The organism is Bradyrhizobium sp. AUGA SZCCT0176 (genome assembly GCF_018130145.1).
In the GTDB taxonomy this organism is placed as follows: Bacteria; Pseudomonadota; Alphaproteobacteria; order Rhizobiales; family Xanthobacteraceae; genus Bradyrhizobium.
The window spans coordinates 124,067-148,860 of sequence record NZ_JAFCMB010000009.1 but is presented as its reverse complement, the minus strand read 5'-3'; the positions used below and the strand labels follow the sequence as shown (position 1 = coordinate 148,860).

At 64.7% G+C, this 24,794-nt stretch carries 19 protein-coding genes and 1 tRNA gene; 10 read left to right on the top strand and 10 right to left on the bottom strand.

What is annotated here, in order from left to right:
* Positions 1 to 89: 89 nt before the first annotated feature.
* On the top strand, positions 90 to 1,088 hold the full coding sequence (locus JQ600_RS22000) for an aldo/keto reductase (RefSeq protein WP_212263184.1): 999 nt from the start codon (positions 90 to 92) through the stop codon (positions 1,086 to 1,088).
* 9 nt (positions 1,089 to 1,097) lie between these two features.
* Positions 1,098 to 1,496 (top strand): TfoX/Sxy family protein, encoded by a 399-nt coding sequence (locus JQ600_RS21995; protein ID WP_212263183.1) that lies wholly within the window; start codon positions 1,098 to 1,100, stop codon positions 1,494 to 1,496.
* Positions 1,497 to 1,609: 113 nt separating this feature from the next.
* Here JQ600_RS21995 and JQ600_RS21990 read toward each other — a convergent pair whose 3' ends face one another.
* The 3 genes from JQ600_RS21990 to JQ600_RS21980 form a co-directional block, all read right to left on the bottom strand.
* The gene (locus JQ600_RS21990) at positions 1,610 to 2,167 is read right to left on the bottom strand and encodes a GNAT family N-acetyltransferase (protein ID WP_212385890.1); all 558 of its coding nucleotides are present in this window, start codon (positions 2,165 to 2,167) and stop codon (positions 1,610 to 1,612) included.
* A 29-nt stretch (positions 2,168 to 2,196) separates the two neighbouring features.
* Positions 2,197 to 4,554 carry an Orn/Lys/Arg decarboxylase N-terminal domain-containing protein gene (locus tag JQ600_RS21985; protein ID WP_212385891.1) on the bottom strand — a complete coding sequence of 786 codons (2,358 nt, stop codon included), beginning with the start codon at positions 4,552 to 4,554 and terminating at the stop codon, positions 2,197 to 2,199.
* 114 nt (positions 4,555 to 4,668) lie between these two features.
* Positions 4,669 to 5,562, bottom strand: coding sequence for a LysR family transcriptional regulator (locus JQ600_RS21980; RefSeq protein ID WP_212263180.1), 894 nt, complete (start codon positions 5,560 to 5,562; stop codon positions 4,669 to 4,671).
* A 190-nt stretch (positions 5,563 to 5,752) separates the two neighbouring features.
* On the opposite strand from JQ600_RS21980, the gene paoA reads away from it, so the two are divergent.
* The 6 genes from paoA (at position 5,753) to JQ600_RS21950 (ending at position 12,607) form a co-directional block, all read left to right on the top strand.
* Positions 5,753 to 6,415 carry an aldehyde dehydrogenase iron-sulfur subunit PaoA gene (gene paoA / locus JQ600_RS21975; protein WP_212263179.1) on the top strand — a complete coding sequence of 221 codons (663 nt, stop codon included), beginning with the start codon at positions 5,753 to 5,755 and terminating at the stop codon, positions 6,413 to 6,415.
* On the top strand, positions 6,412 to 7,362 hold the full coding sequence (locus JQ600_RS21970; protein ID WP_212490092.1) for a xanthine dehydrogenase family protein subunit M: 951 nt from the start codon (positions 6,412 to 6,414) through the stop codon (positions 7,360 to 7,362). The genes paoA and JQ600_RS21970 overlap by 4 nt, the downstream gene beginning before the upstream one ends.
* 3 nt (positions 7,363 to 7,365) lie before the next feature.
* Positions 7,366 to 9,570: an aldehyde oxidoreductase molybdenum-binding subunit PaoC gene (gene paoC, locus JQ600_RS21965; protein ID WP_212385893.1), complete on the top strand. Its 2,205-nt coding sequence runs from the start codon at positions 7,366 to 7,368 to the stop codon at positions 9,568 to 9,570.
* 133 nt (positions 9,571 to 9,703) lie between these two features.
* Positions 9,704 to 10,099: a cupin domain-containing protein gene (locus tag JQ600_RS21960; protein WP_212385894.1), complete on the top strand. Its 396-nt coding sequence runs from the start codon at positions 9,704 to 9,706 to the stop codon at positions 10,097 to 10,099.
* A 27-nt stretch (positions 10,100 to 10,126) separates the two neighbouring features.
* Positions 10,127 to 11,119 (top strand): aldo/keto reductase, encoded by a 993-nt coding sequence (locus tag JQ600_RS21955; protein WP_212385895.1) that lies wholly within the window; start codon positions 10,127 to 10,129, stop codon positions 11,117 to 11,119.
* A 423-nt stretch (positions 11,120 to 11,542) separates the two neighbouring features.
* On the top strand, positions 11,543 to 12,607 hold the full coding sequence (locus JQ600_RS21950; protein WP_212385896.1) for a hypothetical protein: 1,065 nt from the start codon (positions 11,543 to 11,545) through the stop codon (positions 12,605 to 12,607).
* A gap of 16 nt (positions 12,608 to 12,623) precedes the next feature.
* On the opposite strand, the gene JQ600_RS21945 is transcribed toward JQ600_RS21950, so the two are convergent.
* Complete coding sequence (locus JQ600_RS21945) at positions 12,624 to 13,805, bottom strand: MalY/PatB family protein (protein WP_212385897.1); 1,182 nt, start codon at positions 13,803 to 13,805, stop codon at positions 12,624 to 12,626.
* A 95-nt stretch (positions 13,806 to 13,900) separates the two neighbouring features.
* Positions 13,901 to 15,682, bottom strand: a complete 1,782-nt coding sequence (locus tag JQ600_RS21940; protein ID WP_212385898.1) for an acyl-CoA dehydrogenase — start codon at positions 15,680 to 15,682, stop codon at positions 13,901 to 13,903.
* A gap of 381 nt (positions 15,683 to 16,063) precedes the next feature.
* Here JQ600_RS21940 and JQ600_RS21935 point away from each other — a divergent pair.
* Positions 16,064 to 16,138, top strand: a tRNA-Gln gene (locus JQ600_RS21935).
* A 433-nt stretch (positions 16,139 to 16,571) separates the two neighbouring features.
* On the opposite strand, the gene JQ600_RS21930 is transcribed toward JQ600_RS21935, so the two are convergent.
* From JQ600_RS21930 to JQ600_RS21910, 5 genes are read right to left on the bottom strand one after another with little or no spacing between them, the layout of a single operon-like run.
* On the bottom strand, positions 16,572 to 17,801 hold the full coding sequence (locus tag JQ600_RS21930; RefSeq protein ID WP_212385899.1) for a Gfo/Idh/MocA family protein: 1,230 nt from the start codon (positions 17,799 to 17,801) through the stop codon (positions 16,572 to 16,574).
* A 15-nt stretch (positions 17,802 to 17,816) separates the two neighbouring features.
* Positions 17,817 to 19,475, bottom strand: a complete 1,659-nt coding sequence (locus tag JQ600_RS21925; protein WP_212490091.1) for an ABC transporter ATP-binding protein — start codon at positions 19,473 to 19,475, stop codon at positions 17,817 to 17,819.
* A gap of 34 nt (positions 19,476 to 19,509) precedes the next feature.
* Entirely contained in the window at positions 19,510 to 21,105 is a 1,596-nt protein-coding gene (ggt, locus tag JQ600_RS21920; protein WP_212385901.1) for a gamma-glutamyltransferase, read from the bottom strand.
* Complete coding sequence (gene nagB / locus JQ600_RS21915; protein WP_212385902.1) at positions 21,102 to 21,878, bottom strand: glucosamine-6-phosphate deaminase; 777 nt, start codon at positions 21,876 to 21,878, stop codon at positions 21,102 to 21,104. The genes ggt and nagB overlap by 4 nt, the downstream gene beginning before the upstream one ends.
* The gene (locus JQ600_RS21910; RefSeq protein ID WP_212385903.1) at positions 21,875 to 23,083 is read right to left on the bottom strand and encodes an ROK family transcriptional regulator; all 1,209 of its coding nucleotides are present in this window, start codon (positions 23,081 to 23,083) and stop codon (positions 21,875 to 21,877) included. Before JQ600_RS21910 ends, nagB begins: the two co-directional genes overlap by 4 nt.
* 193 nt (positions 23,084 to 23,276) lie before the next feature.
* Between JQ600_RS21910 and JQ600_RS21905 the strand changes: the two genes are divergently transcribed.
* The gene (locus JQ600_RS21905; RefSeq protein ID WP_212385904.1) at positions 23,277 to 24,788 is read left to right on the top strand and encodes an ABC transporter substrate-binding protein; all 1,512 of its coding nucleotides are present in this window, start codon (positions 23,277 to 23,279) and stop codon (positions 24,786 to 24,788) included.
* Positions 24,789 to 24,794 lie beyond the last annotated feature (6 nt).

The following is a 24,794-nucleotide window of genomic DNA, read 5'->3' as shown; positions in this document are numbered from 1 at the left end:
CTCCGAAACGCAAACTTACAATTGTGTCAGCCGCAAATTACCCCGGGACGAAGATTTCGAGTATTGTGCGAGCAGCCGGAGGAACAGCGATGCAATTGCGAATTTTTGGGCGCACGGGAATGCAGCTCTCGGTGCTGGGCTTTGGGTGCGGCGCTGTCGGCGGCGTGATGGTGCGCGGCGATCCTGCGGACCAGGAGCGCGCCGTGGCGCGGGCGCTCGAAGTCGGCGTGAATTATTTCGACACCGCGGTGCTGTACGGCGACGGTGAATCGGAAAAGAACCTTGGCCGTGTCTTGCAAAAGCTGAAGCCGGCCAACGCGATCGTCGGCACCAAGGTCCGAATACCGCCCGACGCGTTCGGCCGCATTGCCGATGCCGTCACGACGTCGCTCGAAGGCAGCCTGACGCGGCTGGGTCTTGAGCACGTCGACATCTTTCACCTGCACAATCCGATTACCGTTTCCGGCGGCGGATCGGCGCTGAGCGCGCGGCAGGTGCTGGGCGAGGTGGTGCCGGCGTTCGAGCGGCTGCGTCAGCACGGCAAGATTCGTTTCCTCGGGATTTCGGCGGTCGGCGACACCGCGGCGCTGCATCAGGTGATCGATGCCGGCGTCTTCGACAGCGCGCAAATCGTCTACAACATGCTCAATCCATCCGCCGCCGAAGAACTGCCGAAAAATTATCCGGCGCAGGATTATGCAGGGTTGTTCGATCGCACGAGGGCGGCCGGCGTCGGCGTCGTCGGCATCCGCGTGCTGGCGGGCGGCGCCTTGTCGGGCTCGGCCGCGCGGCATCCGATTGCAAGCCCGGCGCCCGAGCCGATCGGATCGAGCATGAGCTACGATGCCGATATCGAGCGCGCCCGCCGCCTGATGCCGCTGGTGGAGGAGGGGTTTGCTTCCAGCCTGACCGAGGCCGCGACGCGGTTTGCGCTGTCGCACCCGGCGATGGGCACCATCCTGGTCGGCATGGCGACGCCGCAGGAGTTCGAGGGCGCATTCGCCGCGGTCGAAAAAGGTCCATTGCCGCAAGCGGCGCTCGAACGGCTGTCGACATTGCGGCAGGCGTTCTCCGGCGAACCGCGGTGATCGGCGAGCATGGTCGCCAGCGCCACCTATGCCGAATTCCTGAGCGAGCAGCTGGCGCCGCTGGGCCGCGTCACCATGCGGCGCATGTTCGGCAAGACCGGCGTGTTCTGCGACGGCGTGATGCTTGCCGTGGTGACGGAGAATACGCTCTATTTCCGGGTCGATGACCAGAACCGTGAGATATTCAAGGAAGCCGAGGCGTTTCCGCCGCTCAACTATGCGAAGAAGGGCGCCATGATCGACCTCTCCTTCTGGCGCGTGCCGGAGCGGCTGTTCGACGAACCCGATGAGCTGATCGTCTGGGCGCGAGCCGCGCTCGCGGCGGCGCACCGGGTTGCGGCGAAGCGGGGGCGGGCGGTACCAAGCAAACCCAACCGTCGTCGTCCCGGCGAACGCCGGGACCCATAACCACAAATGCTTATTGTCCGAGCCGATGTCGCTCCAGCCTCGTGCACGATGACCTTCGGCGGCTATGGGTCCCGGCATTCGCCGGGACGACATGGAATTTGTTGCACGCCCGCTCACCGCCCCGGGCTGGAAATCAGCGGCGGTGCGGTTGAACCGGCGGCAAGCGAACGTTGCACCATGACGGTGTCGGCCCAGCGGCCGTAGCGGTAGGCGACGCCCGGCAGCAGGCCGGCGCGGGCAAAGCCGAACCTTTCATGCAGCGCGAGCGAGGCCGTGTTGTCGGAATCGATATAGCCGATCATCTGCCGGAACCCGGCCGCGGCGCAGACATCGATCAGCTCCTGCAACAACAGCCGTCCGACGCCGCGTCCCTGACGCTCGCGATGCACATAGATCGAATGCTTGACCGCGTAGCGATAGGCCGGCCGCTTGCGAAACAGCACGACATAAGCGTAGCCCACCACCTCGCCGCCGCAGGTCGCCACCAGATGCGGCAGGCGCTGGCTGCGCAGGTTCTTGCGCCGGTCGCGCAAATCCTCCGGCTCCGGCGTGCCGCTGTCGTCGACGCCTTCCTCGATGCCGCGGCGGATATGATGGCGGTAGATCGCCAGCATCGCCTCGACATCGCCATCGCGCGAGGCCCGGACCAGCACCGGTTGGTCGCTCGTCATGGCCGGACCTGCGGTTTCGTTTGGCCGGTTCATTCGGCGACCACGTAGGTATAGAGCCGGATGCGGCCGGACGGATCGACTTCCTTGTAGACGCCCTGGATTTCGACGTCGAAGCCGGGGAATGTGTTGAAGCAGGTTTCGAACATCTTGAGATAGTCGATCATCGGCTGCGCACGCTCGGTCAACCGTTCGCCCGGTACGATGGTGGCGATGCCGGGCGGATAGACCACAAAGGGCGTCGTGGCAATGCGGCCGGGGATGGCGTCGATCGGCAGATAGTCGACGTCGTTGCGAACCAGATAGCGCGCGGCGTCGCGCGGCGACATCGCGATGTCAGGCAGATGCTCGGCGAGGAATTGCTTGGCCTGCAGCGCGCTGACGCCGGCGTTGCGGAAGAAGCCGTGCATCTCGGCGCAGAGATCACGTAAGCGCACGCCGGCATAACGCTTCGGCCGGCGCTGATGGAATTCCGGGATCACCTCTTCCAGCAGCGCGTTGTCGTCGTGCAGTTTCTTGAACGCGACGAGGCCCGAGATCAGCGTGCCGGCCTTGCTGGCCTCGACGCCGGGGGTGAGCAGGAACAGCAGCGAGTTGAGATCGTTCTTTTCCGCCACGATGCGATTTTCGCGCAGATACTGCGCGACAACGGGGGCGGGAATGCCGTGGTCGGCATAGCGGCCGGTGGCATGGTCGAAGCCGGGGGTCAGCACCGTCAGCTTGTTCGGGTCGGTCATGGCGAAGCCCGCGGTCAGATCGGGAAAACCGTGCCAGCGCGCGTCCGGCGAAAGCTGCCAATAAACGGGGTCGGTGACCAGCATGTCGGTGGAGATGGTCTCCCAGGCCACATTGTGCACGGCGCCCGCGCGGGAAACGTCTGGTATCGCGACGCGGTCGGGCACGAACGGCTCGAAGAACCAGCGGCGTTCGGGCCGCGCTTCCTTCTCCTCGAATTCGCGGCGGACCGCACGCATCTTCTTGCGCAGTTCGATGCCGAGCCGGATCGTGTCGTCCCACAGCACCTCGCCGGAGCGGCCCTTCATCATCTGCGCGCCGACATCGAGCGAGGCGAAGATCGGATAGAACGGCGAGGTCGAGGCGTGCTGCATGAAGCTTTCGTTGAAGCGCCGGTGTTCGATGCGGCGCTTCTGGCCGGTGATGTGGCGGTCCTTGATGTGGATCTGCGAGGCCTGCGAGAAGCTCGCCAGCTGCTTGTGGGTCGACTGGGTCGCGATGATGCCGGGCGCGTCGGGGCCGAGACCGGACAGTCCCATCGCGAAACGTCCGGCATAGAGCGGATGAAACTTCATGAAGCCGGCCCAGGCCTCATCGAACAGGATGTAGTCGCAGAGACGGCCGATCGCTTTCAGGATCATCTCGGCACTGTGGATCGTGCCGTCATAGGTGCACTGCTCGACCACGGCGACCCGGAAAGGACGCGGCTTGCGCCAGGCCTCGGGGTCCTTGACCAGCGGATGGCTGCGGATGCGTTCGCGCAAACTCGTCTCGTCGATCGCGTCCCAGCGCATCGGGCCGATCAAGCCCCAGGCGTTGCGGACGGTCGGGATATAAACCGGAATGCCGCCGGCCATCATCAGCGCGCCGTGATGGGCCGCCTTGTGGTTGTTGCGGTCGAACAGCACGAGGTCGCCGTCGGTGACCAGCGCGCCGAGCACCACCTTGTTGGAGGTCGAGGTGCCGTTGAGCACGAAATAGGTCTTTTCGGCGCCGAAGATTTGCGCCGCTTCCTTTTGCGCCTTCAGCGCCGGGCCCTCATGGGTGAGGAGATCGCCGAGGTCGAGCACGGAATTGTCGAGGTCGTCGCGAAAGACAGCTTCGCCGAGATGTTCGACGAACACCCGGCCGATCGGGCTGCGGCTGTAGAACACGCCGCCATTGTGGCCCGGGCAGGTCCATAGCTGGTTGCCCTCTTCGGCATAGTCGACGAGGGCACCGAAGAACGGCGTCTTCAGGGTTTCGGCATATTGCTTCAGGCGGCTGATCAGGTTCTTGGCGATGAAGGGCGGCGTTTCCTCGGACAGGAACACGTAGCCGTCGATGAAATCCAGCACCTCGACCGGCAGGTCCTCGAACCGCTTGCGGCGGATCAAAAGGATGATCGGGAAATCGAGGCCGCGCCGGCGCATCAGATTGATCAGGGCCATGGTCTTGCCCTCGAGGCCCTTTTTGCCCCAGTCGACCACCATGCAGCCGATCGCGGCGTCGGTCTGCACCTGGATCTCCGCATCCTCGAGCTTGCGCGCCCGGACCACTTCAAAGCCGGACCGCTCGATCTCGGTGATGATCTGGTTGAAACGGAGGCCTTCGAGGTCGTCGGTATCAAAGACCGGTGCGGCGAACAGAAAGGTGAAGCGTCGGAAATAGTCCATCGGTGCCCTCGAATGTGTGTCCAACAAGCTGTTGGTGCATTCGATGACATCTGGATGACAGATGGGTTCCGGCCCGGCCGCGCAAAACCCTGCCGCGCGATCAGGGGCTGGCCATCACCCCCGGTATCGCAGCGCTTCCACCAGCACGGCAAACGCCGGCGTGGGTTGCCGGCGGCTCGGGTAATAGAGGTGATAGCCGGAAAACGGCGCGCACCAGTCGTCGAGCACGCGGATCAGACGGCCGTCGGCGAGATGCTTCTTGACCTGGTCCTCGGGCAGATAGGCGAGGCCGTGCCCCGCCAGCACCGCGTTCAGCCGGAGCGGGATGCTGTTGAACACCAGCTGCCCATCGACGCGCACCTTGACTTCGCGACCGCGTTTCTCGAATTCCCAGGCGTAGATTCCACCTGATGTCGGCAGGCGGACAGTGATGCAGTCGTGCGCCGTAAGATCCTGCGGCTTCTTCGGCTTCGGCTTTCGTTCGAAATACGAGGGCGAGCCGACCACGGTCATGCAGAAGTCCGGTCCAATGCGCACGGCGATCATGTCCTTGGCCACTTGTTCACCGAGGCGAACGCCGGCGTCGTATCGCTCCGCGACGATGTCGGTCAGGCCGTAATCGATGGTCAGCTCGACCTTGATGTCGGGGTAACGCGGCAGCAGCGTCGTCAAGGCAGGCCAGAGCACGGCCAGGGCCGCATGCTCGCCGGCCGTGATCCGGATGGTACCGGCGGGTTTTTCCCGAAGCTCGGTCAGCGCTGATAGTTCGGAGTCGATTTGCTCGAACTTGGGGCCCACCGTCCGAACCAGCCGCTCTCCGGCCTCGGTCGTTGCCACGCTGCGGGTGGTGCGGGTCAACAACCGCAAGCCGAGCCGCTCTTCCAGTCCTCGAATGGTGTGACTGAGCGCCGATTGCGAAACCCCGAGCTGCGCTGCCGCCCGCGTAAAACTGCGTTCTCGCGCCACGGCCAGGAACGCCATGAGGTCGTTGGTGTTTTTGCCGAGCATTCATGAGCCAGTTTCATAAGTCCATGCCGATTATTAGGCCTAATCCGGCGGCGTTGCACCCGTTAAATGCCTGAAGGCACGCGGTCGTGACCTGCGCGATGTCGGCTGCGCGCAACCCCGGGTCATGATCGGCGTTAGTGGCCGAGGCGGGCGCAAAACGAGCGACAAGCGGCAAAAAGGGATTGATGGCATGCGAAGCCCCGGTGATTTCAGATTCTCTCGGCGCGACCTGTTGGTCGTCGGCGCCGCTTCTCTCACGGCGCCGGCCCTCGGGGTGACGACGTCGACCTTCGTGGCCAAGGCCGAGATCGCCCTGAAGCCTGCGGTTTCCGGAGCCCCGGTGATGTCGAAAGTTTCCTTCAACGTGAACGGCAAGGCGCGCGAACTCGAGGTCGATACAAGGACCACGCTGCTCGATGCCTTGCGCGAGAATTTGCATTTCACCGGCACCAAGAAGGGCTGCGATCACGGCCAGTGCGGCGCATGCACGGTGATCGTCGGCGGTCGCAGGATCAATTCATGCCTGACGCTGGCTGTCATGCACGAGGGTGAGAGCGTCACCACCATCGAGGGCCTTGGCACGCCGGAGAATATGCACCCGATGCAGGCGGCGTTCGTCAAGCATGACGGCTATCAATGCGGCTACTGCACGCCCGGGCAGATCTGCTCGGCGGTCGCCGTGCTCGACGAGATCAAGGCCGGCATACCGAGCCATGTCAGCGCCGATCTGAACGCAGTCCCGCAACTCACCAATGCCGAATTGCGCGAGCGCATGAGCGGCAACATCTGCCGCTGCGGCGCCTATTCCAACATCGCCGAAGCCATCAGCGAAGTCGCCGGGAGGCAGGCATGAGATCCTTTACCTATGAGCGCGCCAATTCGCCGGCCGAGGCCGCCGCCGCGGCTGCGCGCCAGCAGGGCGCCAAATTCATCGCTGGTGGTACCAACCTGCTCGACCTGATGAAGCTCGAAATCGAGACGCCGGCGCATCTGATCGACGTCAACCGTCTCGGGCTCGACAAGATCGAGCCGACCGCCGATGGCGGACTGCGGGTTGGCGCGCTGGTGCGCAACACCGATCTTGCTGCGGACGAACGGGTGCGGCGCGATTACGGCGTGCTGTCGCGCGCGTTGCTCGCCGGCGCTTCGGGCCAGTTGCGCAACAAGGCGACGACCGCGGGCAATCTGCTGCAGCGGACCCGCTGCCCGTATTTCTACGACACCAACCAGCCCTGCAACAAACGTCAGCCCGGCAGCGGCTGTTCGGCGATCGGCGGCCTCAGCCGTCAGCACGCCGTGATCGGCGCCAGCGAAGCGTGCATCGCGACCCATCCGAGCGACATGGCGGTGGCCATGCGCGCGCTCGACGCCACCGTGGAAACAATTCGACCTGACGGCGCCGCGCGCAGCATTCCGATCGCTGACTTCCACCGGTTGCCCGGCAATACGCCTGAGGTTGAGACCTCACTGGCGCCGGGCGAACTGATCACCGCCGTGACGTTGCCGAAACCCGTTGGCGGCAAGCAGATCTATCGCAAGGTGCGTGACCGCGCGTCTTATGCGTTCGCTCTGGTCGCGGTCGCGGCCATCGTGCAGCGCGACGGCTCCGGACGCGTCGCGCTCGGCGGCGTCGCCCACAAGCCCTGGCGCGTCGAAGCCGCCGAGGCCGAACTGCCGCGCGGCGCGAAAGCAGTGACGGCAAAACTGTTCGCCGACGCCAAACCTACCCATGAGAACGCCTTCAAGCTGCTGCTGGCCGAGCGGACGCTCGGCGCGGTGCTGGCAGAGGCGAGGGGATAGACCATGAAATTCGAAACCCCGGCGACCACCAACCCGATCGACCAGTTGAAGATCATCGGCAAGCCCGCGGACCGCATCGATGGTCCGTTCAAGACCACGGGCACTGCGCCCTATGCCTATGAGCGGCACGACAACATCGCGAACCCGGCCTGCGGCTATGTGGTCGGTTCAGCGATTGCCAAGGGCCGGATCGCCTCGATGGATCTGACGGCCGCCAAGACAGCATCCGGCGTGCTTGCCATCGTCACGGCTGACAATGCCGGCAAGCTCGCCAAGGGCAACCTGAACTTCGCCACGCTGCTCGGCGGCCCCGAGATCGAGCATTATCACCAGGCGATCGCGCTCGTGGTGGCGGAAACCTTCGAGCAGGCCCGCGCCGCCGCGCAACTGGTCCGCGTCGATTATGTCAGGACTGATGGCGTCTACGATCTCGCAGCGGTCAAGGATTCCGGCAAGCCCGCGCGCATCACCGGCGGTCCGGCCGATACCGCGGTCGGCGATTTCGCCGGCGCATTCGCCGCGGCACCGGTTCAGCTCGACGCGACCTACACCACGCCCGATCACGCCCATGCGATGATGGAACCGCACGCCTCGATGGCCGCCTGGGATGGCGACAAGCTGATCGTGTGGACCTCAAACCAGATGATCGACTGGAGCGTTGGCGAACTGGCCAAGACGCTCGGCATGCCCAAGGACAAGGTCCGCCTGATATCGCCCTTCATCGGCGGCGGGTTCGGCGGCAAACTGTTCGTGCGCGCCGATGCGCTGCTCGCGGCATTGGGCGCCCGCGCGGCCGGACGGCCGGTCAAGGTGGCGCTGACGCGTCCGATGATGTTCAACAACACCGTGCATCGGCCGGCCACGATCCAGCGCATCCGTATCGGCGCGACCAGGGATGGCAAGATCACGGCCATCGGCCATGAGGGCTGGTCCGGCAACCTGCCCGGCGGCAAGCCGGAGGCTGCGGTGCAGGCGACACGGCTGCTCTATGCCGGCGCCAACCGCATGACGGCGACGCGGCTTGCGGTGCTCGACCTGCCGGAAGGCAATGCGATGCGTGCGCCAGGCGAGGCGCCCGGCATGATGGCGCTGGAGATCGCGATGGACGAGATGGCGGAAAAGCTCGGGCTCGATCCGATCGAGTTCCGCATCCTCAATGACACCCAGGTCGATCCCGAAAAGCCGGAGCGGGCGTATTCGCACCGGCCGCTGATCGCGTGCATGGGGCTCGGCGCCAACCGCTTCGACTGGAGCAAGCGCAATCCCCAGCCGGGGCAGGTTCGCGCCGGGCGATGGCTGGTCGGCATCGGCATGGCGGCTGCCTTCCGCAACAATCCGGTGATGAAATCGGCGGCGCGCGTGCGGCTCGACAACCGCGGCGTCGTTGTTGTCGAGACCGACATGACCGATATCGGCACCGGCACTTACACCATCATCGCGCAGACCGCAGCCGAGATGATGGGCCTGCCGCTCGACAAGATCATCGTACGCCTCGGCGACTCGGCCTTTCCGGTTTCGGCCGGATCGGGCGGGCAATGGGGCGCCAACAGCTCGACGTCCGGCGTCTATGCCGCGTGCGTCAAGCTGCGCGAGGCCGTGGCGCAGAAGCTCGGGTTCAATTCCACCGAGGCAGATTTCGCCGACGGGCAGGTGCGTTCGGGCAATCGCAGCGTGCCGCTGGCGCAGGCCGCGGGCGAGAGCGGCATCGTGGCCGAGGATGTGATGGAATTCGGCGACCTCGGCAAGAAGTATCAGCAATCGACCTTCGGCGCGCATTTCGTCGAGGTTGGCGTCGATGCCGCGACCGCCGAAATTCGGGTGCGCCGAATGCTGGCGGTGTGTGCCGCGGGTCGCATCCTCAACCCCAAATCGGCGCGCAGCCAGGTGATCGGCGCGATGACGATGGGCGCCGGTGCCGCGCTGATGGAAGAACTGGCGGTCGACAAGCGCGCCGGTTTCTTCGTCAACCATGACCTCGCCGGCTACGAAGTGCCCGTGCATGCCGACATTCCGCATCAGGACGTGATCTTCCTCGACGAGACCGACCCGATGTCGTCGCCGATGAAGGCCAAGGGCGTCGGCGAACTCGGCATCTGCGGCGTCGGTGCCGCCATCGCCAACGCGATCTACAACGCGACCGGTGTGCGGGTGCGCGATTATCCGATCACGCTCGACAAGCTGCTTGCCCGGCTGCCGGAAGTGGCATGAGCGCCGAGCCCGCGCACCGACCGCGATGATCACGCGCAGACGCATGCTTGCAGCCGGTGGCGGCCTTGCCGTGCTGGGAGCGGGAGTTGCTGGCGCAAACGCGCCGGTAACACCACCACGAAGGATCAGTACCATGGACATCAAACGAAGCGGCTCGCAGCCGTCCGGCAAGGGACCTTCAGATTATTTCACCGGTACCGTCCGCGTCGATCCGCTGTTCAAGGCGACCGAACCGGCACGCGTGGTGGGCGCCAGCGTCACCTTCGAGCCCTGCGCGCGCACCGCCTGGCACACCCATCCGCTCGGACAGACATTGATTGTCACGTCCGGCTTTGGCCTGGTGCAGCATTGGGGCGGGCGGATCGAGGAGATCCGGCCCGGCGACGTGGTCTGGTTTCCGCCCGGCGAGAAGCACTGGCACGGCGCGGGACCCACGACGGCGATGACGCATCTGGCGATTCAGGAAGCGCTCGACGGCAAGACCGTCGACTGGATGGAAAAGGTCAGCGACGAACAGTACGCGCGATGATTTGTCGAACAATTGGAGAAGAAGAGAGTGCAGAAGCGTAAACTTGGCAAGAGCGGCCTCGAAGTCTCGGCGATCGGGCTCGGCTGCATGGGACTCAGCTTCGGCTATGGCCCGGCGGTCGAAAAGCAGGCGGGAATCGCGCTGATCCGCGCCGCCGTCGAGCGCGGTGTGACGTTTTTCGACACCGCCGAAGTGTATGGACCGTTCACGTCGGAGGAACTGGTCGGCGAGGCGCTGGCGCCGGTCCGCGACCAGGTCGTGATCGCCACCAAATTCGGTTTCGACATCGATCCGAAGACGGGCGCGCAGAGCGGTCTTAGCAGCCGGCCGGAGCACATCAAGCAAGTGGCGGAGGCTTCGCTGAAGCGGCTCAGGACCAACGTCATCGATCTGTTCTATCAGCACCGCGTCGATCCCAACGTGCCGATCGAGGATGTGGCGGGTGCGGTCAAGGATCTCATCCGCGAAGGCAAGGTCAGGCACTTTGGACTCTCCGAGGCCGCCGCGCCGACGATCCGGCGTGCCCATGCCGTGCAACCGGTCGCCGCACTTCAGAGCGAGTATTCGCTGTGGTGGCGCGAACCTGAAGAGGTGATCGTGCCGACGCTCGAAGAACTCGGTATCGGCTTCGTTCCCTTCAGCCCGCTCGGCAAGGGGTTCCTCACCGGCGCGATCAGCGAGACCACGACGTTCGACAAATCAGACTTCCGCAACGTGGTGCCGCGGTTCTCGCCGGAAGCGCGAAAAGCGAACCAGGCCTTGGTCGACCTGCTCGGCAAAATCGCCGCAGGCAAAAAGGCGACCTCGGCGCAGATCGCACTCGCCTGGCTGCTGGCGCAGAAGCCGTGGATCGTTCCGATCCCCGGCACCACCAAGCTGCATCGGCTGGATGAGAACATCGGCGCGGCGGCGGTGACGCTCACATCAGGCGATCTCGGCGAGATCGAGCGTGCGATCTCTGCCGTGGCGGTACAGGGCGCGCGGTACCCGGAACATCTGCAGCAGCTGGTAGGCCGCTGAGAATCGGGCTTCAGCGACGTCCGTATCCACGTCATTGCGAGGAGCGCCAGCGACGCAGCAATCCATCTGTCCTTCGCGCGGCGAGATGGATTGCTTCGCGGAGCCTGTCATCGGGCGCGCATTCGCGCGACCCGTTGGCTCGCAATGACGACGGAGAGCGCAGTCGGGTGTGGCACAGGCTGGCGCACCTTTGTCACCTGACAAGTTCCCTCGGCCGCAACCTCTCCATGGTACTGCCTTGCTTTGGTCAAACCGGAATGGGGTAAGGGGAACGACGTGTGGGGGAATTCTGGGGGCTGGAAGTCGTCGATCTCACGCAAATCCGCCGGTCGCTCTTGGGGTAAATCTTGGGCAGGGTCTTAGGCAAAAGCTTGGGACAGGCTCTTGGGGCGCAGGCGACATTGGATGGAGTACGGAGCGCCGATGCAATCGATGCAGAAACCGAAGCCAACCGATGATCCGCACGATATCCTCGTGGTCGCACCCGATGCCGTCAGGGTCGTACCCGATGCCGTCAGGGTCGCATCAGATCCCGTCAGGGTCGCGCCCGATCCCGTCAAGGTAGCGCCCGCGGAAGAAGAATTTTTCGGCCCGGCGCCGGATCCCGTGCGCGCTCCTACGGTGGGTCCGCAGCCTCACATCGAGCCGGTCTTCCGGGACGGCGCAGCGGTGCCGCCGGTCGACGCCACGTTTCGCGCAATCGCCGTCGATGAAATCACGTTTCGCGCAGCCGCCGTCGAAGATGCCCTGATCAACAGCCGCCGCCGGCCGAGGTCGTCGATGGCGAGGCGCGCCATGCGTGCCGTCACGGCGCTGCTGCTGGCGGGCTGTATCGGCGGGGCCGCCATGGCCTGGCATTACCATGCCGAGGCGGCTCAACAGGTAATCGCAGAATGGGCGCCGCTGTTTGCCCGGAAATCATCGCTGGCCCCGGAAAAAACCGGGCTCACCGCGCAGCCGGTTCTGGCTGCCGCGGATGTCGACGCGTCGAATACTTCACCGGCTCAACCGGCGCCCCAGGCGCCGGCCGCAGCGCAGGCTGCTGCAGCGGAGGCTACTACTGCCGCGCCGGTCGCCGCCGCCCCGCCGGCCGCCGCCGCGCCCGATCAGTCGCAATCGCTCGAGACGATGGCGCGCGATCTTGCCAGCGCAAGCCGGGAGATCGAACAGCTCAAGGCCAGCATCGAGCAGCTCAAGGCCAGCCAGCAGCAGCTCGTGGCGATGGTTTCGGAGAAATCTGCCGCGCAAAACGCGCAAGCCAAAAAACCGGCGCCGCCGCCGCGGCCAGTCGCCGCGATAGCGCCGGCGCGGACGCCGGTGCCGCCGCGGCCGGTCCGGCAGCAAGCCATGCCGTCGGCCGCGCCGTTGTCAGCGACTTCGGCACCCTACGTGCCGCGACAGCTTGAGGCGCAATCACCAACCACCGCTGAAACACTGAGCGATCCGGAACTGGCGTCGGTGCCGAGGCCGCCGATGCCGCTGCGGTAGGACCCTCGTCCGCAGCCTAAGCTCGGAGGTCTCGAAAGGCGTCATCCAGGCGATCAAGCGCCTCGGTTAGAATCGGACGCGGCGTGGCGAAGTTGAAACGCAGCCAGGTTTCGCCGCCGGGCCCAAACTGCTCGCCGGGGCTGGCGAAGATGCGTGCCCGATCCTTTACCCGTGCGGCCACGTCCGCGGCCGCCAATCCGGTTCCGGAGAAGTCGACCCAGGCGAGATAGGTTGCTTCGAGCCGCATCGAGCGTGCGCCGGGCGCGGCTTTTTCCATTCGTGCGGCGAGTGTATCGCGGTTGCCGGCGAGATAGGGCAGCAGCGCATCGAGCCAGGCCTCGCCGGTTCGCCAGGCCGCCTCGGTCGCGATCATGCCGAAGGCGTTGTAGGAGGCGAGCCCGCTTGCCGCGATCCGCGCGTCGATCCGCTGCTTCAACACCGGGTTCGACGTGACGCAGGCGCCGACATGGGCGCCGGCGAGATTGAAGGTCTTGGTCGCGGCAAGGCAGGTGATCAGGCGATCGGCGATCTCGGGTGCGGCTGACAGCGTCGGCGTGTGTTTGACGTCGCCCAGCAATAGGTCGCAATGGATCTCGTCGGAAACCAGAATCAGATTGCGTTCGGCACAGAAGGCGGCGAGCTCACGGATCTCCTCGATCGACCACACGGTGCCGCCCGGATTGTGCGGGCTGCAGAAGAAGACGATTTTGGTTCGCGGCGTGAGTTGTTTTCCCAGCGCATCGAGGTCCATCTCGTAGCGGCCCTGACGCTGGACCAGCTGCGCGTCGACGATGCGCCGCTCATTGGCGAGAATGATCTTGCGGAACGCATGATAGGCCGGTGGAAACACCACGACCTCATCACCCACTTCAGTGACAGCTTGCAGGATCAGACCGAGGCCCGAGACGACACCGGGCGTCGGGCTGACCCAGGCCGGGTCGATCGCGAGATCATGCCGGCGCGCCATCCATTCGGCGAGCGCTGCCGCCCAGCTGCCGGTGTCGGCATAATAGCCGTGGACGCCGCGGGTAACGAGCGTGGATAGTGCTTCCGTGACGCCGGGAGGCGCCGCAAAATCCATGTCGGCGACCCACATCGGAATTCCGTCCGCTGCGGTGATCCCCGAATTCTTGGCCATCATGTCCCATTTCGACGCGTGCGTGCCGCGGCGATTAATAACGCGATCGAAATCAAACATCGGGACAGTGGCTCCTGCGTTGGCAGCTTTGCGGCGCTGGATGCGCCTGGATTGAAAAACGTGCTGCTCTAGTCGGGTTTGGTGTTGGGTTATCCCTATGCCAGCAACACGGCATCCGCGCCGTTGACGGCGTCGGCGCTGTCGATGACGGTCTTTTCCAGCGAGGTGGCCTGCACCGAAATGTTTTCGGCAAAGAACCTCGCCAGCGTGACGTATCGCTGCGGATCGCCGGCCTCGCCATTGCTCTTGGCGGCGAGCGCCTCGCCGGCCAGCTTGCAGCCGCCGAGCGTCGAGCCGAACAGCCGCAAGTAGGGTGTCGCACCCGCGAGCGCGTCGTTCGGCGCGGAGGCGACCTTCTCCAGCAACCATTTGCTGGAGCGCTCGAGCGAGCCGAGCGCGTCGCGCAGTTTTGCCCCCGTGGTGCCGAAGGCCGGATCGTTGGAAGCTTCCACCTGCTTGACGATGCCGGACAGCTCGTCGATCAGGGCCCAGACCGACGCTCCGCCATTGGCCGCGAGTTTTCGCGTGACGAGATCGATCGACTGGATGCCGTTGGTGCCCTCGTAAATCGAGGTGATGCGGGCGTCGCGATAATGCTGGGCGGCGCCGGTTTCCTCGATGAAGCCCATGCCGCCGTGAACCTGCACGCCGAGATAGGCCACCTCATTGCCGATATCGGTGGAGAAGGCTTTTGCGATCGGCGTCAGCAGCGCGCCGCGGGCAGCAGCGTCGGCGCGCACCTTGGCATCCTTGGCGCGCACCGAGACATCGAGCGCCACCGCGGTGGCGTAGCAAATCGTACGCGCGGCTGCCGTCATGGCGCGCATCTGCAGCAACATGCGCTTGACGTCCGGATGCACGATAATCGCGTCCATCCCGTCGCCCTTGGCGCCGACGGCGCGGCCCTGGCGGCGCTCCTGCGCATAGGCCAGCGCCTGCTGATAGGCGCGGTCGGCGATGCCGACACCCTCGAGGCCGACGCCGAGGCGGGCCTGGTTCATCATCGTGAACATGCAGAGCATGCCGCGGTTTTCTTCGCCGATCAAATAACCGATCGCGCCGCCCTTATCGCCCATCGTCATGGTGCAGGTTGGCGAAGCATGCATGCCGAGCTTGTGCTCGACGCCGCTCGGATAGATGTCGTTCTGCGCGCCGAGCGAGCCGTCGGCATTGACGAGGAATTTTGGAATAAGAAAGAGCGAGATACCTTTGGTGCCCGCGGGCGCATCGGGCAAACGTGCCAGCACGAAATGCACGATGTTATCGGTCATGTCGTGGTCGCCATAGGTGATGAAGATCTTTGTGCCTTTGATGCGATAGCTGCCGTCAGGTGTGCGTTCGGCGCGGGTGCGCAGCGCGCCGACGTCGGAGCCCGCTTGGGGTTCAGTCAGCTGCATGGTGCCGGTCCATTCACCCGACACCAGTTTTTCCAGATAGATCTTTCTCAGCTCCTCGCTGCCATGGGCGTCGAGCGCCTCGATCGCCGACAGCGTCAAGAGCGGGCAGAGGCCGAACGCGATGTTCGACGCGCTCCAGATTTCGGTGCAGGCGGCGTTGATCGCCATCGGTAGGCCCTGTCCGCCGAAATCTTCCGGGCCCGACACCGCGTTCCATCCGCCCGCGATCCAGCGCTGGTACGCATCCGGCCAGCCGGGCGCGGTCGTCACCTTGTTGTCGGCGAGCTTGATACCGTGTTCGTCGCCCACCGCGTTCAAGGGCGCCAGCACGTCGGAAGCGAATTTGCCGGCTTCCTCCAGCACGGCTGCGGTAATATCGCCGTCGAAATCGCCGTAATGACCGGCCTGCACGGCGGCCTTGAGGCCGGCGCCATGGTTGAGGGCGAGCAGGATGTCGTTGATCGGCGCGCGGTAGGTCATGTCGGTTACTCGCCTCAGTCGGGAAAGCGGGGGGCCGTCTTCCCACGAAACCGGCCTTCTCTCAACTCTCCGATGGACTGGAGGGCCGGCATGGCGAGGCGGGCGGTTTGAGGCCATCGCGAGCCCGGGGCGTCCACATCGGACGAACCGTCAAGCCTATTATAGAGGGTCGTGTTTCCGGAGCCGATTTAGGCCCGAATCCGAAGCCTATCCATTTGTTTGAGCGTGATCTTTCCGGAAAACGGGTGCCCACGGCGCATCCCGTGCGGGGCATGCCCTTTCGGATCATGCTCTAGCCGGTTGAAATGGCTCACCTCTCCCTATAGACCCACGTTGCCGGAGGGAATCCGCAGCGGGTTTCCTGCCGTGTTCCCGGCCTGTTGGGGCGTAGCCAAGCGGTAAGGCAGCGGATTTTGATTCCGCCATTCGGAGGTTCGATCCCTCCCGCCCCAGCCAGCCCCAACACTCTGAATTATCTACCGAAATGGCTTTGTTCTCGCGCATGCTCTGAATGCATTTGGAAATGGCTTTCGCCCGCCATTTGGAAATCATGTGCTGCTTTCGTTTTCATCGGAAGCCCAGCAGCTTGTTGAACGCAGAGTTGCTACGCGGCGCTCAAGCTGAACCAACGTTACGTAGTGCGCTGAGGGCTGCGCGGGACTTGTGGAACGCTAGCTCGTTGCGGAGCGATCTCGAACGGCGGCGCTGCCTTACGAAGTCGTACGGCCAGACATTACCGGCATAGACAGTGCAGCAAGCGTCCGTCCCACTTGGTCAAAGCAGCTGGCATACGACGCGGCCAATGGCGCCGAACGGATCTGTTACATGGCCTGGGCATTACTTGGAATCGCTGGCGCTCTCGAAATCGCATTCGCCCTCTGGCCTGCCGTCAGCGGGCCACCAACGGTACGTAGTGTTCGAGTTCGGGGTCGGGGAAATGCACCGTCTGGCCGAGCTCCGCGGATCGATAGAGCCCCATCAGCATTTCCATCACGCCGACGCCGTCATGAAAGGTTTCCGCGGGGCTCAGCCCGCGCCTGAACGCTTCCACCATATGTCGGTTCTCATCGGTATAGCCGTAGATGCCGGCTTCGTCCTCGACCACCGGCATCAGGCCCTGCTCGGCATTCTGCTTCTCGACGAGATCCTCGCCCTCCGATCCGGTGACCGCGCGTGAGAGAAACACCTTGAGACCGGTCGAGAGCGACGAGAATTCCATCGAATATTCGGGGCCGAGCAGCTCGAGCTGGATACGCAAGCCGGCGCCGACATAGGCCCATGACGTCGTCGCTTCGATCATCAACTGATGGCCGTCGGCATCCTCCATCGCAAGGATGCCGCGCGCGAAGTCCTCGACCGGGCGTTTGGCGAAATCGATGCCCATCCGCGTCTTCAGGTCGGCCGCATAGCGTGGCCGCGTCCATTTCAGGTTGGCCGTCGTCGCACTTGCGCTTACCAGCCGCAGGCTGTCGCGGGTCGCGCCCGGCGCGGTCAGCATGAAGCGCGCAACCTCAACTGAATGGCACATCATGTCGGAGAGCACGCCGCCGCCCTGCCTTTCGCCTTGCCAGAACCAGGGCTCGTGCGGGCCTGAATGTTCTTCCGCCGCACGGGCCAGATAGGGCCGTCCGCCCTGCGGTACGGCGCGACGCCAAATGATGTCCTTGCCGCGCATCACCGCTGTCGAGAACAACTGGTTCTCCAGATAACCGTGCAGCAGGCCTGCATCCTCGACGAGCGCGAGCATTTCGCGCGCCTCGGCGAGTGTGCGGGCGAGCGGCTTTTCGCAGGCGACGGCGCGCAGCGGCGCGCCGACTTTCGTCACACGATGGATTTCGCGCATAATGTCGAGACGGGTGTCGTTCGGCGTCAGCAGCCAGAGCGCATCGACCTCGCCCGACATCGCCATCGCTTCGATGCTGTCGAACACATGCGCCTGCCCAAGGCCGAGACTGCGCGCCTTATCGGCGATGCGCGTGCGCCGCTCGACCGAGCGGCTGTAGACGCCGCCGATGCTGACGTTGCGCACGCCGACCATGGATTGCAGATGGAAGGCGGCGATGAAGCCGCTGCCGATGAGGCCGACGCGCAGCATTGGGAGTTCCGTGAGCTTCGGCATATCAAGACCTCTCCTTCAATGGCGTACGTCGTCGCCCAGCGCGTCAGGTGATATGGGTGGTGCCTTGCGCTGCCGGCCGGGGATGGCGGCCAGCAGCGCCTGAGTATAGGGATGCTCCGGCCGGCTCAGCAGATCTGCGGTGGGCCTGATCTCGACGATTTCGCCAAGCCGCATCACCGCGACCCGGTCGCAAACCTGGGCCGCGACATTGAGGTCATGGGTGATGAACAGCATCGCCAGCCGCAGCCGCGTTTTCAAGGTCTCGAGCAGCGCGAGCACCTGGGCCTGGACCGAGACGTCGAGCGCCGACACCGGCTCGTCGGCCACCAGCACGTCGGGGTCGAGCGCCAGCGCGCGCGCAATGCCGATCCGCTGCCGTTGCCCGCCCGAGAATTCATGCGGGAAACGCTGCACCGCGCTCGGGTCGAGGCCAACCAGCGTCAGCAGCTCCGCGGCACGCGCAAAGGCCTGTGCCGCCGGGACGCCATGAGCGATCGGGCCGTCGGCGATGATCCGCCCGACGCGGCGACGCGGATTGAGCGAGGTGAATGGATCCTGGAATACCATCTGGATGTGCTTGCGGGCGGCCCGCAGACCAGCCCCGCGCGCTTGCGTGAAATCCAGTTCGCCGACGCGCACGACGCCCGCATCGGCATCGGTGAGCCGCATCACGAGCCGGCCGATCGTGCTCTTGCCCGAGCCTGATTCCCCGACAAGGCCGAGTGTTTCGCCGCGCCGGATTTCGAAGTTCACGCTCTTCGCAGCCGCGACCTCGCGCTGCGAGTTGAACCAATTGTTGCTGCGATAGGTCTTCGCAAGCCCGATTGCCGCGCAGGCGACTGGCGCGTCCTCGACCACAGGGCGCACCGGCGGGGTCAAGCCGGGCACCGCGGCGAGCAGCCGGCGCGTGTAGGGATGCTGCGGACGTTCGAGCACATCCGCGACCGAACCCTGCTCGACGACGCGCCCCTTCTCCATCACGGCGACGCGGTCGGCAATATCGGCGACGACGCCGAAATCATGGGTGATGAACAGCACGGCCATGCCCCGCCGCTGCTGGATGTCACGGATCAACCGCAGAATCTGCGCCTGGGTGGTGACGTCGAGTGCGGTGGTCGGCTCGTCCGCCACCAGGATCGATGGTTCGAGCGCCAGCGCCATCGCGATCATGGCGCGCTGACGCTGCCCGCCTGACAGCTGATGCGGGTAGCTGTTGATGATCCGGTCCAGATCGCGCAATCCCACTTCCTCGGCGAGCGCGCGCGTGCGGGCGCGCCGTTCGGCCAGCGCGAGGTGCCCATGCGCCTCGAATGCCTCCATGATCTGGTCGCCGATCCTGATCACCGGATTGAGCGCCGTCATCGGTTCCTGGAAGATCATGGCGATGCGCCGCCCGCGCAATGTCCGCCACTCGGCTGCCGGCAATTTCAGCAAATCGCGTCCCTCGAAGCGAATCGCCCCTGCGACCGGTCGAATGTCCGTGGGTAACAGGCCCATCACAGCGGAAGCGCAGACCGTCTTGCCGGAGCCGGATTCACCGACAACGCAAAGGATCTGCCGCGGGTACAGCGCGAGCGAGACCGCCTCGACGGCAAAGGCGCGATCGGCGTCGGCGGGCAGCGCCAGCGTCAGCTGCTCGATCGATAGAATCGCCTCCGCCGTCGTCTCGCTCATGGTGTCCGACCTGACATCATTTGATCCATCCTGGTCATGCCGCCAACGCGATGCCGTCCTTGCGATGGTCCGACGCGCCATACATGACGCCGCTGATGGCATCGACCTGCACCGCCTGGAAACCGCCGAGTGGCTCGTCTGCCCACGTCACACGATGGCCGCGTCCGATCAGATCGTCGGCGACCGAGCCGGACACCGTCGGTTCGAGCGACAGCGTGCCGTCAAAGGCGAAGCTGCGCGGCGCGTCCGAAGATTGCTGGATGTCGAGGCCGCGGTCGAGCACCCCGCTCAGAATCTGCATGTGTCCCGTGGCCTGATATTGTCCGCCCATCACGCCAAATGCCATGACGGGTTTACTGTCCTTCGCGAGCAAGCCCGGAATAATGGTGTGAAAGGGACGCTTTCCCGGCGCGATGGCGTTGGGATGGCCTTCCACGAGACGGAAGCCCGAGCCGCGATTGTGCAGCAGCACGCCCGAACGGGGAGCGTAGATGCCGCTGCCGAAGGCGAAGAACAGCGAGTTGATGAAGGACACCATGTTGCCGTCGCGATCGGCGACCGCGACATAGGCGGTGTCACGATGGACGGGCATCTCAAAGTCCGCCGGGGCGCTGGCGCGCTTCGTGCTGATGGTGGCGCGCAACGCGGTGATCGAGGCGTCCGACAGCAGCGCCTCGACATCGAGCGGATGGAAGGCCGGATCGGCGACCAGTGCGTCGCGTTGCCGGTAGGCCGCTTTGGTCGCCTCGGCAAGGAGATGAATGCGGTCCGCTTCGCCGAGCGCCGGGTCGGCCATGTCGAAGCCGGCGAGGATGCGGGCGATCAGCAGCGCCGCGACGCCCTGTCCGTTGGGTGGACATTGCCAGACCAGATGACCGCGATAGTCGGCGCTGATCGGCGCAACGTACTCCGATCTGGCGTTTGCAAGATCTTCAAGCTGCATCAGTCCGCCGAGCGCCCTCAACGTTGCCACGATCTCTTCGGCGACGGCGCCCTCGTAGAACGCGGCGCGACCCTCGCGCGCGATTCGCCGCAGCGTCGCGCCAAGTGCCGGATGGCTGAGTTTGCCGCCGATACCAGGCGCAACGCCGCCGGGCAGATAGACCGGGACGCCAGCCTGGTGTCTTTCGATGCGGTCGGCATAGCGCGCCCAATCCAGCGCGGAGCGGGGCGGGACCACGAATCCGTTCTCGGCCGCGTGGATCGCCGGCGCCAGAATCTCGTCCAGTCCTTTCGAGCCGTAATCGGCGGCAAGCCGGCACCAGGCGTCGACCGCACCCGGAACGGTAACGGCATGAGGTGAATCGTCAGCGATCGACATCAGCCCCTGTTGCCGGAACCAGCCGAGCTCGGCCTTCGCTGGTGCTCTGCCTGAGCCGTTGATTGCGACAGGCTGGCCTGAGGCGGGAGCATAAATTGCAAAACAGTCGCCGCCGATGCCGGTCATGTGCGGATCGATGACGCCCTGGAGCGCGATCGCGGCGATGGCGGCGTCGACCGCGTTGCCGCCGCTGCGCAGGATGTCGATGGCGGCGAGCGTGACAGCGGGGTGAGAGGCCGCGGCCATGCCACGGTCACCCACCGCCAGCGAGCGTCCCGGCACCATGAAATCGCGCTGCCGCCAGCTCATGCCGTTCTCCGATTGTTGTTGTGAGGCCGGTTGGCGAGCGCTGCGGCGGCCGCTTCGTCGCAAAGGATATGGACGTTGTCGTGCAGGCGGAGCGCGGAGGCGGGACAATCCGGCCCGATTGGGCCGTCAATGGCGGCTGCGAGGGCGGCCGCCTTGTCAGGTCCGGTGGCGATCAGCAGGATGCTGCGCGCTTCCAGGATTGTCGCAATCCCCATCGTGATCGCACGCTCGGGAACCGATGCGAGATGAGGAAAATTGCCGGCATTCGCGATGCGGGTGGCTTCGTCGAGCTTGATCTCGCGGGTGCGTGACGCAAAATCCGAACCCGGTTCGTTGAAGCCGATGTGGCCGTTGGCCCCGATGCCGAGCAGCAGCAGGTCGATGCCACCGGCAGCCGCAATCATTGCCTCATAGCGGGCCGCCTCGGCGGCGATGTCGCCGGCCAGGCCGTCGGGAATTCTCGCCCGTCCGGCTTCCATGTCGACATGCCCGAACAAATGCTCTTGCATATAGCCATGGAAGCTTCCCGGCGATTGCGGCGCAACGCCGACAAATTCATCGAGGTTGAAGCTGGTCACCGCCCTGAATGAGACATCTCCGGCGCGTGTAGCGGCGACGAGGCGGGCATAGACCGGTCTCATCGTTGCGCCGGTCGCAAAACCAAGTGTGACCGCATGCTCGTTGCGCAGCCGGGCAACGATGTGCGCAGCCGCGCGTTCCGCGACGGCGGTGGCATTGCCCGCAATCTCGATTTGCGGCGCGTGCTGTCTCATGCCGCGACATCCGAAGCTGTGAAGGGCAGGGCCAGCGGACTCGCATCCTTGCCGATGCCAAACAGCGCGCGGTGCAGGTGGTCGATCGCACTGCCGATCGCGCCGATCAAGGTAGCGCGATTGCCGAGTGCGCTGAGTTCGATCCGAACCGGCTCGCGCGTGCAGCGTCCGAGATGCGCGTCGATTCGGAGCTTCAATTCAGGACGCGCGCCGATGCTGCCGCCCATGATGATGATCTCGGGATCGAGCATGCTATGCACGGCAAGAATTGCGGTCGTGATGACCCGGCCGACCTCGTCGATCGTGATCCGCGCAGCCTCGTCGGTATCGAGCCGATCGAAGACGTCGCGCACAGTGCTGCCGGATGCGCCGCCGAGTCCGGTGTAGCGCTCGATGATGCCGGCGCTGCCGACGGCGGTTTCCAGGGTGCCGAGCCGCTGGCCACGCGCATCATAGGGGTCTCCGCCGAGCGGCAGGTAGGCGATTTCGCCGGCCGCGCCACGTGCGCCGCGGATAAGATGGCCATTCGCGAAGATGCCCATGCCGATGCCGGTGCCGAGAGCGATAAAGGCGAAGGTGCGGGCTTTGCGGCTATTGCCACGCCAATGCTCCCCGATTGCGGCAAGATTGACGTCGTTCTCGATGGCGATGTCGATGCCGAGCCGGGCGTGCAGCGCGGCGCGCACGTCCAGGCTGTCCAGTCCGGCGATATTGGGCGCGATCACAATGCCGCCCGACGCCGGCTCAATGATGCCGGGACTTCCCATCACGCCGCCGCGCAGACGTTGCGCGGATACGCCGGCGCGCTGAAGCAGGGCATCGGTCATGCGCCCGATCTGGGCGACAACAGCGGCGCCGCCATCGCCCGCGGTCGCTTCAATGCTCTCGGCGACGGTCACGCCCTGCAAGTCGGCAAGAGCGACGTGCAGCTTGGTGCCGCCGAGGTCGATGCCCAGCACGAAGGCCGCGTCTGGTCGCAGCGCGTAAGTTACGGCGCTTCGCCCCACGGTGCCCTGGGTCTGCCCGTCCTCGTACACCCAGCCGTCGCGTTCAAGCTCGCGCATCACCTCCGAGATGGTCTGCTTGGACAGGCCTGTGCTGCGGGCGATTTCGGCGCGGGACACCGATCGATCCCGCAGCAGCCGCTCGACCACGAGGCGGACGGATTGCTGTCGCGCAACGGGCGAGGATGGAAAATCTTGCATGGGGGCCAATCCAATTGGTCAAGATGCCGAACTAATATCCTTGGTTGAATGGCGTCAAGGGGCTTTTGAAGTCGCTTAGGTGCTATTTCTCTCTCGAATGTTACGAAATACCGGGTAGTTTGTTCGCAATATTTACAAATAGAGTCGAACGTGCTTGCTTTGTCTTCCGACGGCAAGGCCATGGGAGTCCGACATGAGGCGTGTAGCTACGGTGTTGACGGCAATTTCGATGACCGCGTTGGCTCTGGTCTCGGCCCAGGCCGCGACGCTGCGGGTTGGCCTTCAGGACGATCCCGATGCACTCGACCCGGCGCTCAGCGGCACCTATGCCGGCCGTTTTGTGTTCGCGGCGCTGTGCGACAAGCTTGTCGACATCTCGCCCGAGCTCAAGATCGTGCCGCAGCTCGCCGAGGCCTGGGAGTGGGCTCCGGACGGCAAGTCGATCACCTTCGCCCTGCGCAAGAACGTCACCTTTCATGATGGTACCGCGTTCGATGCGGCGGCGGTCAAGTTCAATATAGAGCGCATGAAGACCATGCCGGATTCCAAGCGCAAGGCCGAGCTGGCGCCGATCGCGAGCGTCGAGGCGCTTGCGGCGGACAAGGTCAGGTTCAACCTGTCGGAGCCCTTCGTGCCGCTACTCGCCAATCTCAGCGACCGTGCCGGCATGATGGTGTCGCCCAAGGCCGCCGGCGAGAAGGTCGGCGAATTCGCGGCGGCGCCGGTCTGCACCGGTCCGTATCAGTTCGTCGAGCGCAAGTCGCGTGACCTCATTCGTGTCAAGAAATATCCTGGCTACTGGAATGCCGGACAGATCGGCTACGACGAGGTCGTCTATCACTATGTGCCTGACTCAACCGTGCGGCTGTCGCGGGTGCGGGCCGGCGATCTCGACCTCGCCGAACGCGTCGCGCCGACCGACCTCAAAATCGTGCGTGAAGACGCCAACCTCGCCCTGCATTCCGGCCAGGGACTTGCCGTCGCGCATCTGATGTTCAATGTCGGCGCGGGAGCGAAGGCCGACACGCCGCTCGGCAAGAACGCGACGCTCCGCCAGGCTTTTGAGCTGGCGATCGATCGCAACGTCATCAACCGCGTCGCCTTCAACGGCGAGTTTCTGGCCGATAATCAGATGATCCCGCCGTCGTCTCCGTTCTACGACCGCGCCCACAAGATCCCGGCGCGCGATGTGGCGAAGGCCAAGGCGATGATCGCTGCTGCCGGCATGACCCGAGTGCCCGTCGAACTCCAGTACGAGAACACGGCCGGCGATACCCGTGTCGCGCAAATCATGCAGTCGATGGCGGGTGAGGCGGGCTTCGATGTCAAGCTGTTGCCGATGGAGTCGGCTACGGCGATCGAGCGCTATATGAATGGTAATTTCGAAGCCTATATCGGCAACTGGAGTGGCCGTGCCGACCCGGATCCGACACTGATTGCTTTTTTCAGTTGCGCCGGCTCGCAGAACGTCAACAAATATTGCAACAAGGATCTCGATGTGATCTTGAGCGAGGCCCGCGGTGAGGCCGACGAAGCCAAACGCAAGGCGCTCTACGTCAAGGCTACGGACATCTACTTAACGGCGCTATCGTCGATTCCCCTCTACCATCCAAACTGGTTCTTTGCGGCACGCAAATCGGTTGGCGGCATCGTCATGGTACCCGACGGGCTGCTGCGCTTTACGGGCGTCAAGCCTGCGAACTGACGCGCA

Excerpts from the sequence above, each read along its gene's own strand:
- JQ600_RS21925 (WP_212490091.1), bottom strand. The coding sequence starts at position 19,475 with ATGAGCGAGACGACGGCGGAGGCGATTCTATCGATCGAGCAGCTGACG.
- JQ600_RS21970 (WP_212490092.1), top strand. The coding sequence starts at position 6,412 with ATGAGATCCTTTACCTATGAGCGCGCCAATTCGCCGGCCGAGGCCGCC.
- JQ600_RS21945 (WP_212385897.1), bottom strand. The coding sequence starts at position 13,805 with ATGTTTGATTTCGATCGCGTTATTAATCGCCGCGGCACGCACGCGTCG.
- paoA (WP_212263179.1), top strand. The coding sequence starts at position 5,753 with ATGCGAAGCCCCGGTGATTTCAGATTCTCTCGGCGCGACCTGTTGGTC.
- JQ600_RS21940 (WP_212385898.1), bottom strand. The coding sequence starts at position 15,682 with ATGACCTACCGCGCGCCGATCAACGACATCCTGCTCGCCCTCAACCAT.
- JQ600_RS21980 (WP_212263180.1), bottom strand. The coding sequence starts at position 5,562 with ATGCTCGGCAAAAACACCAACGACCTCATGGCGTTCCTGGCCGTGGCG.
- JQ600_RS21985 (WP_212385891.1), bottom strand. The coding sequence starts at position 4,554 with ATGGACTATTTCCGACGCTTCACCTTTCTGTTCGCCGCACCGGTCTTT.
- JQ600_RS22000 (WP_212263184.1), top strand. The coding sequence starts at position 90 with ATGCAATTGCGAATTTTTGGGCGCACGGGAATGCAGCTCTCGGTGCTG.
- JQ600_RS21905 (WP_212385904.1), top strand. The coding sequence starts at position 23,277 with ATGAGGCGTGTAGCTACGGTGTTGACGGCAATTTCGATGACCGCGTTG.
- ggt (WP_212385901.1), bottom strand. The coding sequence starts at position 21,105 with ATGAGCTGGCGGCAGCGCGATTTCATGGTGCCGGGACGCTCGCTGGCG.
- JQ600_RS21950 (WP_212385896.1), top strand. The coding sequence starts at position 11,543 with ATGCAATCGATGCAGAAACCGAAGCCAACCGATGATCCGCACGATATC.
- JQ600_RS21990 (WP_212385890.1), bottom strand. The coding sequence starts at position 2,167 with ATGACGAGCGACCAACCGGTGCTGGTCCGGGCCTCGCGCGATGGCGAT.
- nagB (WP_212385902.1), bottom strand. The coding sequence starts at position 21,878 with ATGAGACAGCACGCGCCGCAAATCGAGATTGCGGGCAATGCCACCGCC.
- JQ600_RS21910 (WP_212385903.1), bottom strand. The coding sequence starts at position 23,083 with ATGCAAGATTTTCCATCCTCGCCCGTTGCGCGACAGCAATCCGTCCGC.
- JQ600_RS21995 (WP_212263183.1), top strand. The coding sequence starts at position 1,098 with ATGGTCGCCAGCGCCACCTATGCCGAATTCCTGAGCGAGCAGCTGGCG.
- JQ600_RS21930 (WP_212385899.1), bottom strand. The coding sequence starts at position 17,801 with ATGCCGAAGCTCACGGAACTCCCAATGCTGCGCGTCGGCCTCATCGGC.
- JQ600_RS21960 (WP_212385894.1), top strand. The coding sequence starts at position 9,704 with ATGGACATCAAACGAAGCGGCTCGCAGCCGTCCGGCAAGGGACCTTCA.
- paoC (WP_212385893.1), top strand. The coding sequence starts at position 7,366 with ATGAAATTCGAAACCCCGGCGACCACCAACCCGATCGACCAGTTGAAG.